Below are 15,042 nucleotides of genomic sequence, written 5' to 3'. Positions count from 1 at the left end.
AAAGTTCATTGCCCCTGCTTCGAGGGCCGCGTAACGTTCAACCCGGCATCGCCGCTCAACGAAGTTCAACAAACTTCGGGACATCCCCTTTATTCGCTGTGCTTTGGCATAGTAGGTCAGCGCGTCATCAACGTGACCCGTATCTTTGACAAGATTTCCCAGATTCACGAGAGCGTCAGCGTGGTTCGGGTTGAACAACGTGGCGCGCTGATAGCTTTCGAGTGCTTCTCCGGTTCTATTCTGGGCTTTGAGGATCACCCCAAGATTGTTGTGTGCATCGGCGTCCTGCGGATTGATGTCGAGGGCTCGGCGAAAATTCTCCTCCGCGGCTTGGGTTCGACCGAGAGCCTGGTTTGCCGCTCCAATGATATTCCAAAGGGTGCAAGACCGTGGAAAGTCCTGCGCGAACCGCTCGCCCGTCTCCGCGACGCCGGCAAATTCGCCTTTCTGATATAGGGATTCCAAATCCCTCAACGTTTCCACTGGCGGATCGATGGCCTCAGCTCGCAGCTGTTCGAGCGCCTTCGACGCGCGCTGGTTTCCGGGATACGCTTCGAGAATTGTCAGATAAAGCCGACCGGCCTGCGCCAGATCGCCCTTTCGTCGAAGTTTGCTGGCCTGACCCATCAGCCTATCGAGATTCAATCGCATGAGGCAGCTATCACCCTGTAATTCGTGTCGACTTGACCCATACCAGCGAGCATCGAGCGTGACTCTCTTGGGGATCCCAAGCCGGTAGAATTCTCAATCACTGTGTCAAGCGGAAGTTTGCCATGGCAATGCCCATTCCGCTGCGCGGCGATTTCGACGGCTCGATATTTCGGCGTCTGGCCAGGACGACAAAGGACGCGGCAAAGGCCCTTCGCCTGCTGGCATTCGCCGAGCTTTGCGCTGGCGTCCGCACAACGTGCCGGCGGTCACGTCTCCCGTTCGGGCAGGATCACGTCCGGCCGTCGCTCATATTTCGGGCGTGGCAAGCGCGCTAGCATTCAGGCCAATCGCTGGCTCACCACCCGACGGCTCGCAAGGCATTGAAGACGCCACGTTCATTCTGATTCAGACACTGAGAATGTCCTCGGAGCGCGCGAATTCCAAGCCGGTAGGATCGAGCTACCGAATGTTCATGCAGGGCATGCCCTCGACACAATGGCATCCATTTATTAGCCTGGTATAGATCGGTGACGGTACTTTCCGGGACGGAGGCGGGTCCGCCGCGAGGCACAAAAATCGTCCGAGGGTCGCCGATATTTGGCGAAGATTTTCCCTTTAGAATCAACAGCGTAACCTTTTGACGGCCCCAGCGGCGGAGTTTGCGCGCCGCCTGAGTAAATTTTCTCTTGATTTCAATAGGTTGTAGAGTACCTGAACAATCGAGTGGGAATGATTGCGGTCATCTGCGGACGATGTCGCTGACGTTTTAGCCGACCGGCAACCTCGCCGCGTCGCGGGCGATGACGGCCTCTTCGTCGGTCGGAACGATCAGGATTTCGACGCGACTGTCCGGCGCGTCGATCCGCTCCACGGCGGCCCGATTGCGATCCGGATCGACCGCAAGGCCGAGCCAGACAAGATGATGGCATATGGCATCGCGGATGCCGGGCTGATTCTCGCCGACCCCGCCGGTGAAGACCAGACGCTCAAGGCCCCCGAGACTCGTCGCCATCACGGCCACCTGGCGCGCGACGCTGAGGGCGAACAGGTCGATCGCCTCACGGGCTGGCGGCGTGTCGGCTTTGAGAAGCTCGCGCATGTCGCCGGACAGATCGGAAACGCCGAGCAGCCCGGATTTGTAATAGAGCAGATGTTCGATGGCCTCAGGCGTAAAACCCTTCGCCTTGAGAAGATAGAGAATCACGCCCGGATCGAGCGAACCGCACCGGGTGGCCATCACGACGCCGTCGAGGGTCGAAAAGCCCATCGTCGTATCGGCGCTCTTGCTGTCCTTCAGCGCGCACAGGCTGGCGCCGGCGCCGAGATGGGCGACGACCGTCTTCTTCGCAGTGGTACCGGGCCAGCGATCGTCGAGCCGATGGGCGATGTAATCGTAGGACAAGCCGTGGAAGCCATATTTGCGGATACCTTCCGCTTCGAGCCGCCGGGGCAGGGCGTAGCGTGCGGCTTGCGGCGCGATCGAGCTATGAAACGCCGTGTCGAAGGAGGCGGTCTGGCGAAGGTCCGGCCGCAGACCGGCGATTGCGCGCACCGGCTTCAGCCCCAGTGGTTGGTGCAGCGGAGCCAGCGGCGTCAGACCCTCGATTGAGGAAATCGTCTCCGCTGTGAGCCGAACCGGTCCCGTGAACGCGGTGCCGCCATGGACGATCCGGTGGCCGACCGCAGCGAGGCGCCCTGGTCGCGCCAGATCGTCAGCCCAGTCGAGAAGCCGCTGATAGGCGCGCTGCGGATCGGCCGCGTCGTCCGCCACAATCTCGTCGAGCGCGATGCTGCCGTCGGGGCCCCGGGCCTCCAGACGAATTTCCTCCTTATCGCGCTTCAACTGACCGCGGGCCACCAGCGACGGCCAATCCGATAGGCCGATCCGGAAAAGGCCGAACTTCGTGCTCGATGAGCCGGCGTTCAGACAGAGGACAGCGTCGCTCGTCATCGTTCACCAGACAGGCTGGAAGGCTGGTTATTCCGCCGCGCCCAAAGTCGTTTGGTATCGCCAGGACCAGTCGCGGATTTCGGGCATGTCTTCGCCATTCTCGACGATATAGGCCCGATGCGCCGCAAGTCGCTGGCGAAATTGCTCGATCGCTTCTCCGCCGGCCGCTCCGCCGCGATCCGGCAGCCGCGCGATGGCGGCGATCGCCAGATGGAAACGATCCAATTCGTTGAGCACCACCATGTCGAAGGGCGTCGTTGTCGTGCCTTCCTCCTGGTAGCCGTGAACGTGGATGTTGTCGTGGTTGGCGCGCTTATAGGTCAGGCGGTGGATGAGATAGGGATAGCCGTGATAGGCGAAGATCACCGGCCGATCGCGGGTGAACAGCGCGTCGAAGGCGGCGTCGTCGAGGCCGTGCGGATGCCGCTCCTTTGGCTGTAACGCCATCAGATCGATCACGTTGACGAAACGGATTTTAAGCTCCGGCAGCGCCTCGCGCAAAAGGGCGGTGGCCGCCAACGCCTCGATGGTCGGCACGTCGCCGGCCGCGGCCATGACGATGTCGGGCGTTTGATCCGCCGAGACGTTGGAGGCGAACGGCCAAGCGGAAATCCCCGTGTCGCAATGGGCCTTCGCCTCTTTGATGGTCAGCCATTGCGGCGCCGGCGCCTTGCCGGCGACGATGACGTTCACCCGGTCATAGGTCCCGAGACAGTGGTCGGCGACGCATAGGAGCGTGTTGGCGTCGGGCGGGAAATACAGGCGGACGACATCGGCCTTCTTGTTGGCGACGAGATCGACGAAACCCGGATCCTGATGGCTGAAGCCGTTGTGATCCTGTTGCCAGACATGCGAGGTCAGAAGATAGTTCAGCGACGCGATCGGCGCCCGCCATTCAATCTCGCGCGAGACCTTCAGCCATTTGGCGTGCTGGTTGAACATGGAATCGACGATGTGGACGAAGGCCTCGTAGCAGGCGAACAGCCCGTGCCGGCCGGTGAGGAGGTAGCCTTCCAGCCAACCCTGGCAGAGATGCTCGCTGAGGATTTCCATGACCCGGCCCTCGCGGGCGAGATGGACGTCATAGGGTTCGATCCGCTCCATCCAGACCCGCTCGGTGACCTCGAACACCGCGTCGAGACGGTTCGACGAGGCCTCGTCCGGACTGATCAGACGAAAGTTCCGCGCGTCGCGATTGCGCACCATGAGATCGCGCAGATACTGGCCCAGCACTCGCGTCGCCTCGCCTTGAACGCCACCGGGCCGCGTCACGTCGACGGCGAAGTCGCCGACATCCGGCCGGTCGAGATCGACCTTGAGCCGGCCACCATTGGCGACGGGGTTGGCGCCCATCCGGCGCTCGCCCCGGGGCGCGAAATCGGCTAGCTCCGACCGCAACCGGCCCGCCTCGTCGAAAAGCTCCTCCGGTTCGTAGGAGCGCATCCAGTCCTCGAGGATGCGCCGGTGCTCCGGATTGTCGCGAACCTGTGCCACCGGCACTTGATGGGCGCGCCAGAAGCCCTCGACCTTGTTGCCGTCGACCTCCTTCGGTCCTGTCCAGCCTTTCGGCGACCGCAGCACGATCATCGGCCAGTCCGGCCGTCCGGTGACCTTGCCGGACCGCGCCTCGGCCTGGATCTCGGCGATACGCGCAAAGGCCCGGTCAAAGGCGGCGGCCATCTTGCGGTGCATCTCGCCCGGCTCCTCGCCCTCGACGAAGATCGGGTCGTGGCCATAACCTTCGAACAGGCAGGCGAGCTCGTCGTCGCCCATGCGGCCGAGCACGGTCGGATTGGCGATCTTGTAGCCGTTGAGATGCAGGATCGGCAGCACGGCGCCGTCGCTCGCCGGATTCAGGAACTTGTTCGAATGCCAGGAGGCGGCGAGCGCTCCGGTCTCCGCCTCGCCGTCGCCGATCACGCAGGCGGCGATCAGGTCGGGATTGTCGAAGACCGCGCCATAGGCATGGGCAAGGGCATAACCGAGTTCGCCGCCTTCGTGGATCGAGCCCGGCGTTTCCGGCGCGGCATGGCTGGGAATACCGCCGGGAAACGAGAACTGTCGGAACAGCTTGCGCATGCCCTCGGCGTCTTGGGAGATGTCGGGATAGATCTGCGAATAGCTGCCTTCGAGCCAGGTGTTGGCGACCATTCCCGGACCGCCATGGCCGGGACCGCAGACGTAGAGAACGGAGACGTCCCGCTCCCGGATCACCCGGTTCAGGTGGACGTAGACGAAGTTGAGGCCGGGCGTGGTGCCCCAATGGCCGAGCAGGCGACGTTTGAGGTGTTCGGGCCGAAGAGGCTCGCGCAGCAGCGGATTGTCGACCAGATAGATCTGGCCGACCGACAGATAGTTCGCCGCCCGCCAGTAGCAATCGAGAACGTCGAATTCGGCGTCGGTCATCACTCGGACTCTTCCGTTTTTCCGGCCGCAGTCAATGCGACATCAGGACGGGAACCGTCATATGGCGCAGGACGTGGCGCGTCACACCACCGAACAGCATCTCCCGGACCCTGGAATGGCCGAAGCAGCCCATCACCAAAAGATCCGAGCCGTCGTCGGCGAGACGCGACAGGATGTCGTCGGCGACCGAGATCGTGTCGCTGAAAGAGGTTGCCGCCTCCGCCTTGACCCCGTGCCTTGCCAGGGTGACGGCGAGATCGTCCGCCGCTGCCAGGCCGGTATGGGACCGATCCTCGCTGGGGTCGATGGCCAGCACGCGGACATGGCTTGCGTCTTTCAGGATCGGCAGGGCGTCGAAGGCGGCTCGTGCGGCCTCGCGCGTGGCGTTCCAGGTCAGCATAACCCGATCGCCGATGCGGTCGAACCGGCCGGCATATGGGACAAGCAGAACCGGCCGCCCCGATCCCATGACCAGATCGACCAAGATATTGCCGCCGCCCCATTCGGCGTCGCGGGCCTGCCCGGCGATGACAAGGTCGGCGCACATGGCGTGCCGGTTGAAGACACGGTGCTGGTTCGGGCTGGTAGCCTCCTCGCGACGCCACTCGCTCCTGATCGCGGCCGAGCGCGTCCGCTCCGCGAAGATGCGTTCGATCGCCTCGGCTTCGGCCTGCATCAAGCGGCGGTTCTCCTCGAAGAATTCCACCGGAACCTCCGCCGGGGTCATGCCGCCGGCGTAGTTCGAAAAGCTGGGAACCACATGCAGCCCGACCAGATGCGCGTCATGGCGCTCCGCCAGTGGGAGGGCGACGTCCAGAAGCGCTTCGGCGCGATCCTTCGACCCCAGACAGACCAGTATCGTCTTGAACATCGCGTTTCTCCCGAATGTCGGCAGCCGCTGCCTGATGCGTGAACGGATTGCGGCTTGACCCCGTTTATCCGATCACGAAATGGGCTCCTTGATCTGGCTCAATCGTGGCCTGTGAACGTCGCTTTATTCGCTGCGAGCACGGTTGTTTGACGTGGCGCAAGGTAGCGTTGGTTGCCCGGGAGTATCGCGCACAGTTCAAGCGCCCAGGTGCTTCGCGCCGATCGCAGCGGAGGCCTGACAGCGGGAGGACCCCAATGGACGAGCCAGTCCCTTTTCCAGATCGCGCTACGGCCGGTCGTCTGCTTGCCGATCGGCTGGCTCGGATGGAACTCGCCGATCCTGTGGTGTTGGCCTTACCGCGCGGCGGCTTGCCTGTGGGGCTGCAGATCGCGCGAACGCTTGCGGCCCCGCTTGATCTGCTGATCGTGCGCAAGATCGGCGTGCCGTGGCAGCCCGAACTCGCCGCCGCGGCGGTCGTCGAGGGCGAAGGCGAGGGAGCCGAGGTGGTGCGCAACGACGACGTGATACAGCTCGCGGGGCTCGACGACGCCACACTCGACAAGCTCGCCGACAAGGAGCTGCGGGAGATCGCCCGGCGGCGGGACGCCTATCTTTCCGGCCGAGCGCCTGTCCCGACGGCCGGCCGGACGGCGATCCTCGTCGATGATGGCATCGCCACCGGCGCCACCGTCCGCGCAGCGCTCATCGGCTTGCGCCGCCGCGGCGCCGCCCGTCTGGTGCTGGCCGTGCCGGTGGCCCCGTGCGAGACGCTGGTGGCGCTGCGGCCGCTCGTCGACGATCTGGTCTGCCTGACGACGCCGGAGCCTTTTTATGCCATCGGCGTTCACTACCGGGACTTTCACCAGCTCGGCGACGACGAAGTTGTTGCCATGCTGGACGCGGCGCGCGGTGAGACGTCCGGACAGGCCGGCGGCTGATAGGGGCGGCCGACGGTAGGAAGGCGCTTTCGGAGAGAGCACGAGAGGCGGTCGCCCGTCCGCTCGTCACGAATCTACACGGCCGGCCGCACCGAGATGATCTTGAAGGTACGCAGACCCAGGCCGGGCTCATCGATGGAGACATACTCGCCTTCGCGGAAGACATGCTGGGCAAACCGGTAACCGGGTTCGTCGTCGGCGTCGGCCTCGTAATCATAGTCGAAGACCCATTCGCCCTTGCGATAGCTGAGTGTGCCGAGCGCCGTGCGTTCGCCGTCCCAAAACCGTGTCACGGTAAAGCGCTCCGGCGCCGTCTTCCAGGCCTCCGGGTCGAGATGGCCGTCCGGCGTCAGCGCCGCCGTGAATTCGTAGCCTCGATGGGCATTGCCCTCGGGATTTTCGCGGTCGCGGGCCAGTTCCATATGGATGCGGTTGAGATTCATGGTCGGTCGCTTTCTCACAGAGCCGGAAGAGGTGCGGGCTCTATTCCTGAATGCTGTCGATGTAGGCGATGATCGCGGCCGTCTGGACCGGCGTCGCCATGAATTCGGGCATGTCGGGATGGCCGGTGACGATGCCTTCGACGAATGCCTCGCCAAGCGCTTCGATGGGGTAGCGCTTCGACAGCGTGCGAAATTCCGGTGCGTCGGGATGCGAACTCTTGTCGGCTTTGCCGATGCCATGGCAGCGAACGCAATTGTCCTCGACCAGCGCCAATCCGTGGGCGATCTCCTCTGCTGACTGGGCGGCGGCGAGGGCCGGCGCGAGCAGGGCCACTCCCACGGCGGTGGCGAATGCCAATCCTGATTTTTGTCGCATCCCAGTCTCCCGATCCTCCTTCGTAGACCGCCACGCTAGCAGCGCCGAAGGACCTTGATCTTGATGCGGATCAAACCGACGAGATATCTCGCCGCCGGATCAGGGGGTGGGCGCGCCGTCGCGCGGGCTGGTGAGCCGCGCGTCGGCTCCCTCGATCTGCCGAGATGAAACGACGGGGGAGGGCTAAAATGCGCTGACCGGAAAATAACGCAGAAGAAGCTCCGAGAAGCCCTTCTTCTCGACGATCCGGCCGATGGCGTAGTCGATCGAGCGGGCCAGTGCGCGATCGTTGGGCGCGACGGCGATGGCGAGGCCCTCGCCGAGAAAGCGGTCGGACAGATAAGGGCCGCCCGAGAACACGCAGCAATCGGCCGCGGAATCGCTTTCGAGCCAGAAGGATAGGCCGACGCCGTCGCCGAAGAATGCGTCGATCTCGCCGTTCTTCAGTGCTTCCAGCGCATCGCGGCGGGTGGCGAAGGGGCGCGGCGCGGCGGATGGAAAAAACGCCCCCAGCATCGCCGCGTGGGCGCCGCCTTCTTCCACCCCGATGCTCTTGCCGGCTGTTGCCTCGGCGACCGGCTCCTGAAACTGGCGGTCCTTGCGGGTCACGAAGCGGGCGGGATAGCGGAAATACGGCTCGGTGAAGGCTAGTTCCTGCCGGGTTGTGGGCGTCATCGCGAGACCGACCACGATGGCGTCGCCGTCGCCGCGCTTCACCGCAGGCACGAGGTCCTTGAAAGCCATTGCCTCGATCTGACAACGCGACAGTACGTCCAATTCCTCGCAGATCGCCCGGACGAGATCGACGTGGAATCCCGCGAGCCGCCCCCGAGGATCGAGGAAATTGAACGGCGGATAGTCGGTGGTTGTGAGGAAGCGGATTCGCTGGCGGCCGTCCAGCTGCGGTTTCGTCATACGCTGACGCTGGTCGAAGAAGTTGGGGATCGACACCGTCTCCATTTCGGCGGCCACGGAGCGAAGCTGGCCGGTGCCGAGGACAGGCGCCAGCGCCAGAACCAAAACAAGAAGCAACCGGAGCGAGAAATTTTCTCTCATATGTTTGTTTCCCTTGCGTAATCGCTCGCTCAAGATGAAAGAGGGCGCCGTGACTGCCGAAGTTCGCAAACGTGCGCCGCGAACTCGAGCGGGTGGCCCGATTGCGCGACGATCCTTTGCAACTCCCGTCGGCGTACGCCGCCAAACCCGCCGTCTTTCCGACGCCGCCGCTCGGTGACGGAGCGCGATCCCCAATTCGTTTCCCGCTGTCGCCCAAAACGGTGGCAACCGCAAGGCGCTCGCGACAAGGTCTGTGCGAGGGCGTGCTCGCCGCCCTCGGCCTCGACACCGCGACAATCAGGGCCGCGCGATCCGCCGCGGAGCGAAACGGCACCGATCTCTTGGCCGAAATCGTCGCCTGCGGGGCCGCCGATGCGCGGACTGTCGCCGCCGCCATGGCCGAAGCGCTTGATGTCCCGTTCGACGGGATCGCCCCGGGCGATCGGATCATCGGCGCCGAGCGCGGCAAGACGGTGGCCTTGCCGCGCCTCGTCAAGACCTGCGACGATGAGCTGAAGACGAAGCTGTTCCTGCTGCCAAAGTTGGAAGGTCTCGACCGGACGGCCGATTTCCTGTGGCGCCGGCCGGAGGTCAAGGACAGGGCGCGGGTGACCACGGAGGCCGACGTGAAATCGGCCATGGCGCGACAGAGCGAACGTCAGCGTCTCGATGCCGCCGTCCTCAGCCTCGCCGCCGAGCAGCCTCGTCAGTCGGCCCGCACCGTTGTGGAAGCAGGCCAGGCGATCGGCCTCATGCTGGCATTCGGCCTGTTGCTTCTGGCGTTTTTCTCGGCGCCTGGGGCCACGGTTGCGATCCTGCATCCCATCGCGGGCGTGTTGTTCGCTGCCTGTCTCACCATCCGGCTCGCCGCCGCGATCAGCCGGCAGTCGCCGTCCGCAGACGCCCACGCGTCTTCGCAATCGGACGAGCCGCCGCCGCTCTATTCGGTCCTCGTCGCGCTCTATCACGAAGCGGCGGTGGTCGATCGTCTGGTGCGGGCCTTGAGCAAACTCGACTGGCCGGCCAGCCGGGTCGAGATCAAGCTGATCTGCGAGGGCGACGACGCGGCGACGATCCGCGCGGTCGAGCGCGCCATCGCCGGCCGTCCGCAATTCGAGGTAGTCGTGATTCCGGCTTGCGAGCCACGCACGAAGCCGAAGGCGCTCAATTACGCGCTGCCGCTCACCGCGGGGGAGTTCCTGGTCCTCTACGATGCCGAGGACGAACCGGAACCGGGCCAATTGCGCGAGGCCTTTGGACGGTTCCGCCAGGGGCCGGCCAATCTCGTCTGCCTGCAGGCGCCGCTCGTCGTGCGCAACGGCGCGAACAACTGGCTGGCGGGCATCTTCGCGCTGGAATATGCGGCCCTGTTCCGCCGGCTTCTGCCCTGGCTTTCCGGACATGGCTTTCCGGTTCCGCTCGGGGGTACGTCGAACCATTTCGTCGCCCTTATGTAGCAGATGCACCAACCTTTTTGAGGAGTTCGCAGCGATGAACTCATACAATCCCGCAGAAGATCATCAAGTCGACGCGGGGATAATCAGGCATGTGGAAACGCTACGGGCGGCCGGAATCAATACGTTCGAGTCATGCGAAGGTGGAGCGGGCCACGCCTATCCAGAACCGACAATTCGGTTTCATGGAGACCGCAGCGAAGGCTACAAAGCACTCGCTGCGGCCATGCAGCACGGTCTGGCTGTCTCAGACCTTCGCCGCGTCTGGCCCATCATTGACGGAGAGCCTACCGGCCCATGGTGGGAAATCGTCTTCAAGTCGGAACCTAGCTGAGGCGCTCGCACTCTTTGCAAAGCGGCTTACCGCCGGTGCCTTGCCGCAGGTTTTCAGATTCGATGTTGTTGCCGGTGTTGCATTCCGTATTGTTGTGGTGGACGGACTGCTTTGTCGAATGCCAAGGGGACTTCTTCGCCATCGTATCCTCCTCATATGGTCTGGCAAACTTAGAGTATCAGGAGAAATGCGGTTGTCGAGTCTCGGGAGCGGCGCATGAAGCCCGCCCGCACCGACACCTACGAACATACCATCACCGGCTTGCTGGCAAAGCGCGTGGACATGTTCCACGAGGCCGAACGCATCCGCGACAGGCTGGCCGAAATCCGCAACGATATCGACGCGCTGGACCGCGTGCTCGGCACTCTCGGCTACACCGGCAACCTGGACGCCGAAATGCCACGCCAGAAGCGCCACGTCGTGTTCGGCAAGGGTGAACTCACGACCAACATCCTTCGCGAACTACGCATGGCGGAAGGACCGCTAACGTCCCGCGAACTGGCACGGTCGATCGTGGCGCTCAATGGCGATGCTCGGGATAGGAAATACGTCTCGGACGTGGTGAAGCGCGTCAGCAAGGCGCTACGGGAACAGCGGGAACGGGGCGTGGTGCGCTCGGCTACCGATGAACGTGGGAACCTGCTGTGGGCGCTGAGAGAGCGGCGGGTTTAGACGCAAAAAGCCCCGCTTCGGCGGGGCTTTTTGCCTAGAGGACGTGTTCTTTTCACATGGCGATCTTGTGATCGTCGTCGTCGAAATTGGACATATTTACCTCCCGCAGGGCCTTAACCATCTGAGTGGGGTAAGCGTTAATAAGCAGGAGATAGGCGCGATGGGCCTGCACTGGCCGCGACCTACCCTGTTCCCACTGTTTAAGCTGATCCAGTCCAAAGCCAAACGTCGAAGCAAAATCCTTCTGCGAAAACCGCGTCTTCGCTCGAATTGCTTTTACATCGACTTCGGAGGGTACGTGCAGCCTATAGGGAGAGGACTCCCCGTGCGCGACGGAAAGAGCCTCTTCCAAACCTTCTGCAATTTGGTCGAAAACGTCTTTACTCATCCTGCTTCTCCTACTGCGAGCGGCATAACCCGTCTCGAATACTGTGAAACGATCTTATCGGAAAGTTTCTTCAGTGCATTTCGTTCGGCTTTTGTCAGTGTCACTTTCTTGCTTTTCGCAAAAACGGTTACCAGAAAAACTGGCAAATCCGGTCCCGTAAACAGCGTGATGGTCCGCACTCCACCGCTCTTGCCTTTGTTGCTCTTTTCGAGGGCGAAGCGTAGTTTCCGACAGCCACCAGTGCCCTGCATTTCGTCGCCAGCCTCCGGGTTCCGCGACAGAAAATCGACAAGACGATCAATGTCATCGTCCGACATTCCAGCCGTAATGGCATGACGACGAAACGTTTGCAGTTCGGATACGGTGTGCTGCGCTTTCTCGCTCATGCCTTCATATGTATGTAATCTACGCACCAGTCAATGGAGAAATCATTAAGACGCCCGCTGCCAATATCCACACCATGACCGGCTAACCGGCGACAGAAGCGAGTTGCCGACCAGCGCGAAGGCGTTCCCGCCATTGTCGCGGCGACGGTGATCCTCGCACCACGCGGCGTTCGCGGCGTAGGCGGCGAGGTATTTCGGCGACACGCCGTGATGCTGACCGCGCACCATGCGGCGAAGGCGGGAGAAGAAGCTTTCTGCCCAGTTTGTGTGCTTGCCGTGTCCCTCGCTGTAGGCTTCCGAGTGATTGATACGCTCTGTCGGGAAGAAGGCTTCCAAGACATCCCAGTGCGTCGCCTCGTCGGCATAGACGGTCGAGCCGGTCGCGACGAGCTGGCGGGCGATCTCGACACCCTCGTGCTCGAAATTGCGAACGTAGGTCATGGTGCGGCCCATGCGCTCGCGAAGGGCGATGACGACGCGGCGGGTGCCGGTCTGGTGTTCCTTCAAGCGACGGTCGACGCGATCCTCTTTGCGGTTCGCCGGCTTCACATGACCGCCGAAATAGGCGCCGTCGATCTCGACTTCATCGTCCAGCGTGAAGCCCGCCGTCTCGTTGGACATCGCTTCGCGGAGCTTGTGGCACATCACGAAGGCCGTCTTGTATTGAACGTCGATATCGCGGGCCATCTGCAAAGCAGACACGCCCTTGACCGCGTTGACGAACAGGGCGATCGCGGCGAGCAAATCGGCAAAGGCCATCTTGCGGGAATGGNAACGTCGATATCGCGGGCCATCTGCAAAGCAGACACGCCCTTGACCGCGTTGACGAACAGGGCGATCGCGGCGAGCAAATCGGCAAAGGCCATCTTGCGGGAATGGAAGATCGTGCCGCTCGTCACCGAGAACTGGTGATAGCAGGCAACGCACTTGAAGCGGCGGCGGCTGGTGATCGAATAGGTATCGAGGCAGCCGCAACGCGGGCAAACTGGCTCGCCACCCGTGGAAGACCAGCGGATCGCCTTGAACTGATCGTAAGCCTTGTCCTCGCCGGCCTTGTAGATGGCCTTGAGGGAGAGGGTGCGGGCTTGAGCCGAGAGGAGAAATTGCTGCGCCATTGTCATCATATCCAGTGCTTGTGCACCTAATATGATGATGGCATATCACTACGTCAAGGGCTTTCGCATCAAAAATGATGACATTCGCCCTATAAGCCGCTATGTATCCGCTCGTAACCCAAAGCGGAGCGAGGATCATGGTCGAACGGACGGACTGGGAAGAGAAGGCAAAGGGCATCATCCGAGGCGAAATGGCCCGGCGCGGCGTCACCTATGCCCAGCTTGTCGAACGCCTGGCAGAGATTGGAGTTGACGAGAACGAACGGAACCTGCGGAATAAGGTATCTCGGGGGAAGTTCACCGCAGGATTCTTGCTTCAATGTCTCAACGCGATCGGGGTTCAGTCCATACAGCTGTAACGGCAATTTTCCTGATTATAATCATCGCTTCAGCGATCGGCGCCATATGGAGTGTTGCGTCAAGGACCACCCGTGATCGTATACAGGCAGAGGCCGCCGCCCAAGAACATGCCCGCCATGCCGATCAGGAGATAGAACGTCGCTGCGCCGTCGCCCAAGGTCCGAGAGCCGTGGCGGTATGCGTAAGAGAAATAATAGAATCCACCAATGAAGAGAAGCGCGCCGAGCGCGATCTTGCCGCCCAATCCGGCATGGACGAATGGGCGTTTTGGATGATGTGGGCGAGCTTCTTTTCGGCTGGGGTTACAGGTCTGGGCGTTTATTGGGTGAAGGAAACACTCGCTGAAACCCGTCATGCGGTGAAGGCCGCTGACGATGCGGTTGTCGTCACTCGCGAGATCGGTAGAGCCCAAACCCGCGCCTATCTCCATGTGGCATCGGCCACCTTCCATGCGGAACCTCAAAACTTTGTAATCGAACTCAAACTCAAGAACAGCGGACCTACCCCGGCTCGAATACGGAACATCGGATACCATCTGATGATTTACGAGACGACGCTCAACAACAGCCCGATGACAGGGCCGTATGACCCCGCTGAGACCAGTGTTACTCCCGTGGTCGCGGCGGTCGCGACCGACACGGCTGTCGCCTATTGGAGTGCCGAAAACCTCGGGTCCGAAATCTACGGGAAGATTTACAGTCACAATCCCCGATGCACCGTCATGGTCGACCTTGTTTGGGTCGACGTTTACAATCGGGAGTAGGAAGCTCGCTTCATGATAAACGTTATTCCAGCTACGGACAGCGTTAAAGCCAGCCCGCCCTACACTGGCCGCTTCCACGCTCAATACATTTACACACACGATCGCGACGGCAGCTAGGCCGGCCCACACGACAGACCGGATCACAGCCGCACGGCCCTTGGTGCGTTTGCTACATAAGGGCGCATTTCGTCCGCAGCCGCCTGGTCGAGATCGGGGGGTGGGATTCCCACAATGTCACGGAAGACGCCGATCTCGGCATGCGCTTTTATCGCGCCGGCTACCGGGTCGAGACGCTATCGTCTCCGACGATGGAAGACGCACCCGAGCGCTGGGCTGTCTGGCACCGGCAACGAACCCGCTGGACGAAGGGTTGGGCGCAGACCTGGCTGGTCCATATGCGCCAGCCGGGCCTACTCCGGCGGCAAATCGGCCTGCGCAACTTCGTCGTCTTCCAGTTGCTCTTCGTGGGGATGCTGGCCTCGGCGCTAGCCCATCCGGTGTTTCTCGCCCTCGCGATCCTGACGCTTGCGAGCTTCGCGACGAACGGTATCTCGAGTGCTTATCAGGGGCTCGTCTTCGCGCTCGACCTGTTCAACGCGGTCGGGGGCTATGCCGCGTTCATCGCCCTGTCGATCGGTGCCCTTGATGCCAGGGAGCGGGGTGTGCTGGTCAAATATTACCCGCTTCTCTACCTCTATTGGCTGCTGATTGCAGTCGCCGCGCTGCGCGCCCTCGGGCAACTCGTCAGCGCGCCACACCAATGGGAAAAGACTCCGCACGATATTCGCTCGCGAGCCGATCCCGGTGACGCCCGGTATCGGCTCGAACCGCATTTCGGCGAGGACTGAGGGCGAAACAGGTCGGGGCAGGGAATGGCG

General features: G+C 62.3%; 16 protein-coding genes and 3 pseudogenes. 7 read left to right on the top strand and 12 right to left on the bottom strand.

The features are described 5' to 3' along the window. Positions 1–627, bottom strand: a 627-nt coding sequence (locus tag VQ044_RS15670; protein ID WP_331827716.1) for a tetratricopeptide repeat protein, incomplete at its 3' end; no start/stop codon positions are given. A 174-nt stretch (positions 628–801) separates the two neighbouring features. On the opposite strand from VQ044_RS15670, the pseudogene VQ044_RS15665 reads away from it, so the two are divergent. Further along, a pseudogene (locus tag VQ044_RS15665) lies at positions 802–1,017 on the top strand (type VI secretion protein); the annotation flags it as partial. Between the two features lie 400 nt (positions 1,018–1,417). On the opposite strand, the gene VQ044_RS15660 reads toward VQ044_RS15665, so the two are convergent. From VQ044_RS15660 to VQ044_RS15650, 3 genes are read right to left on the bottom strand one after another with little or no spacing between them, the layout of a single operon-like run. Then, on the bottom strand, positions 1,418–2,602 hold the full coding sequence (locus VQ044_RS15660; protein WP_327646720.1) for an acetate/propionate family kinase: 1,185 nt from the start codon (positions 2,600–2,602) through the stop codon (positions 1,418–1,420). A gap of 27 nt (positions 2,603–2,629) precedes the next feature. Then, positions 2,630–5,008 (bottom strand): phosphoketolase family protein, encoded by a 2,379-nt coding sequence (locus VQ044_RS15655; RefSeq protein ID WP_327646719.1) that lies wholly within the window; start codon positions 5,006–5,008, stop codon positions 2,630–2,632. 31 nt (positions 5,009–5,039) lie between these two features. Continuing rightward, complete coding sequence (locus VQ044_RS15650) at positions 5,040–5,879, bottom strand: universal stress protein (RefSeq protein ID WP_327622632.1); 840 nt, start codon at positions 5,877–5,879, stop codon at positions 5,040–5,042. Between the two features lie 254 nt (positions 5,880–6,133). Between VQ044_RS15650 and VQ044_RS15645 the strand changes: the two genes are divergently transcribed. After that, on the top strand, positions 6,134–6,817 hold the full coding sequence (locus VQ044_RS15645; protein ID WP_327646718.1) for a phosphoribosyltransferase: 684 nt from the start codon (positions 6,134–6,136) through the stop codon (positions 6,815–6,817). Between the two features lie 74 nt (positions 6,818–6,891). Here the strand turns inward: VQ044_RS15645 and VQ044_RS15640 are convergent, their stop codons facing one another. The 3 genes from VQ044_RS15640 to VQ044_RS15630 all read right to left on the bottom strand — a co-directional run bounded on the left by VQ044_RS15640 (position 6,892) and on the right by VQ044_RS15630 (position 8,692). Then, positions 6,892–7,260 carry a hypothetical protein gene (locus tag VQ044_RS15640; protein WP_327646717.1) on the bottom strand — a complete coding sequence of 123 codons (369 nt, stop codon included), beginning with the start codon at positions 7,258–7,260 and terminating at the stop codon, positions 6,892–6,894. A gap of 40 nt (positions 7,261–7,300) precedes the next feature. Next, positions 7,301–7,636: a c-type cytochrome gene (locus tag VQ044_RS15635; RefSeq protein ID WP_327646716.1), complete on the bottom strand. Its 336-nt coding sequence runs from the start codon at positions 7,634–7,636 to the stop codon at positions 7,301–7,303. Between the two features lie 183 nt (positions 7,637–7,819). Next, on the bottom strand, positions 7,820–8,692 hold the full coding sequence (locus tag VQ044_RS15630) for a transporter substrate-binding domain-containing protein (protein ID WP_327646715.1): 873 nt from the start codon (positions 8,690–8,692) through the stop codon (positions 7,820–7,822). Between the two features lie 71 nt (positions 8,693–8,763). Between VQ044_RS15630 and VQ044_RS15625 the strand changes: the two genes are divergently transcribed. Beyond that, positions 8,764–10,149: a glycosyltransferase gene (locus VQ044_RS15625; RefSeq protein WP_327646714.1), complete on the top strand. Its 1,386-nt coding sequence runs from the start codon at positions 8,764–8,766 to the stop codon at positions 10,147–10,149. 323 nt (positions 10,150–10,472) lie between these two features. Here VQ044_RS15625 and VQ044_RS15620 read toward each other — a convergent pair whose 3' ends face one another. Continuing rightward, the gene (locus tag VQ044_RS15620; RefSeq protein ID WP_327646713.1) at positions 10,473–10,622 is read right to left on the bottom strand and encodes a hypothetical protein; all 150 of its coding nucleotides are present in this window, start codon (positions 10,620–10,622) and stop codon (positions 10,473–10,475) included. Positions 10,623–10,696: 74 nt separating this feature from the next. On the opposite strand from VQ044_RS15620, the gene VQ044_RS15615 reads away from it, so the two are divergent. Beyond that, positions 10,697–11,152 carry a hypothetical protein gene (locus tag VQ044_RS15615; RefSeq protein WP_327646712.1) on the top strand — a complete coding sequence of 152 codons (456 nt, stop codon included), beginning with the start codon at positions 10,697–10,699 and terminating at the stop codon, positions 11,150–11,152. A 52-nt stretch (positions 11,153–11,204) separates the two neighbouring features. On the opposite strand, the gene VQ044_RS15610 is transcribed toward VQ044_RS15615, so the two are convergent. The 4 genes and pseudogenes from VQ044_RS15610 to VQ044_RS15595 all read right to left on the bottom strand — a co-directional run. Continuing rightward, positions 11,205–11,540, bottom strand: a complete 336-nt coding sequence (locus VQ044_RS15610) for a helix-turn-helix domain-containing protein (protein ID WP_327646711.1) — start codon at positions 11,538–11,540, stop codon at positions 11,205–11,207. Beyond that, positions 11,537–11,926 (bottom strand): type II toxin-antitoxin system RelE/ParE family toxin, encoded by a 390-nt coding sequence (locus VQ044_RS15605; RefSeq protein ID WP_327646710.1) that lies wholly within the window; start codon positions 11,924–11,926, stop codon positions 11,537–11,539. Before VQ044_RS15605 ends, VQ044_RS15610 begins: the two co-directional genes overlap by 4 nt. Positions 11,927–11,971: 45 nt before the next feature. After that, positions 11,972–12,637, bottom strand: a pseudogene (locus VQ044_RS15600) (IS1595 family transposase); the annotation flags it as partial. A 95-nt stretch (positions 12,638–12,732) separates the two neighbouring features. Next, positions 12,733–13,041, bottom strand: a pseudogene (locus VQ044_RS15595) (transposase); the annotation flags it as partial. 137 nt (positions 13,042–13,178) lie between these two features. Here VQ044_RS15595 and VQ044_RS15590 point away from each other — a divergent pair. The 3 genes from VQ044_RS15590 to VQ044_RS15580 all read left to right on the top strand — a co-directional run bounded on the left by VQ044_RS15590 (position 13,179) and on the right by VQ044_RS15580 (position 15,012). Then, complete coding sequence (locus VQ044_RS15590; protein ID WP_327646708.1) at positions 13,179–13,400, top strand: DUF6471 domain-containing protein; 222 nt, start codon at positions 13,179–13,181, stop codon at positions 13,398–13,400. Further along, positions 13,361–14,164 (top strand): hypothetical protein, encoded by an 804-nt coding sequence (locus tag VQ044_RS15585; RefSeq protein ID WP_327646707.1) that lies wholly within the window; start codon positions 13,361–13,363, stop codon positions 14,162–14,164. Before VQ044_RS15590 ends, VQ044_RS15585 begins: the two co-directional genes overlap by 40 nt. A gap of 83 nt (positions 14,165–14,247) precedes the next feature. Beyond that, on the top strand, positions 14,248–15,012 hold the full coding sequence (locus VQ044_RS15580; RefSeq protein WP_327646770.1) for a glycosyltransferase family 2 protein: 765 nt from the start codon (positions 14,248–14,250) through the stop codon (positions 15,010–15,012). The last annotated feature ends 30 nt before the right edge of the window (positions 15,013–15,042 follow it).

It is taken from the genome of Aurantimonas sp. C2-5-R2 (genome assembly GCF_036549495.1).
Classification (GTDB): Bacteria; Pseudomonadota; Alphaproteobacteria; order Rhizobiales; family Rhizobiaceae; genus Aurantimonas; species Aurantimonas coralicida_A.
Note: the sequence above shows the minus strand (reverse complement) of the source record. Positions and strands in the feature narration are given on the sequence as shown.

Bases quoted from the DNA above. Each gene is read 5' to 3' on its own strand.
- VQ044_RS15660 (WP_327646720.1), bottom strand. From the start codon at position 2,602: ATGACGAGCGACGCTGTCCTCTGTCTGAACGCCGGCTCATCGAGCACG.
- VQ044_RS15655 (WP_327646719.1), bottom strand. From the start codon at position 5,008: ATGACCGACGCCGAATTCGACGTTCTCGATTGCTACTGGCGGGCGGCG.
- VQ044_RS15650 (WP_327622632.1), bottom strand. From the start codon at position 5,879: ATGTTCAAGACGATACTGGTCTGTCTGGGGTCGAAGGATCGCGCCGAA.
- VQ044_RS15645 (WP_327646718.1), top strand. From the start codon at position 6,134: ATGGACGAGCCAGTCCCTTTTCCAGATCGCGCTACGGCCGGTCGTCTG.
- VQ044_RS15640 (WP_327646717.1), bottom strand. From the start codon at position 7,260: ATGAATCTCAACCGCATCCATATGGAACTGGCCCGCGACCGCGAAAAT.
- VQ044_RS15635 (WP_327646716.1), bottom strand. From the start codon at position 7,636: ATGCGACAAAAATCAGGATTGGCATTCGCCACCGCCGTGGGAGTGGCC.
- VQ044_RS15630 (WP_327646715.1), bottom strand. From the start codon at position 8,692: ATGAGAGAAAATTTCTCGCTCCGGTTGCTTCTTGTTTTGGTTCTGGCG.
- VQ044_RS15620 (WP_327646713.1), bottom strand. From the start codon at position 10,622: ATGGCGAAGAAGTCCCCTTGGCATTCGACAAAGCAGTCCGTCCACCAC.
- VQ044_RS15615 (WP_327646712.1), top strand. From the start codon at position 10,697: ATGAAGCCCGCCCGCACCGACACCTACGAACATACCATCACCGGCTTG.
- VQ044_RS15610 (WP_327646711.1), bottom strand. From the start codon at position 11,540: ATGAGTAAAGACGTTTTCGACCAAATTGCAGAAGGTTTGGAAGAGGCT.
- VQ044_RS15605 (WP_327646710.1), bottom strand. From the start codon at position 11,926: ATGAGCGAGAAAGCGCAGCACACCGTATCCGAACTGCAAACGTTTCGT.
- VQ044_RS15590 (WP_327646708.1), top strand. From the start codon at position 13,179: ATGGTCGAACGGACGGACTGGGAAGAGAAGGCAAAGGGCATCATCCGA.
- VQ044_RS15585 (WP_327646707.1), top strand. From the start codon at position 13,361: ATGTCTCAACGCGATCGGGGTTCAGTCCATACAGCTGTAACGGCAATT.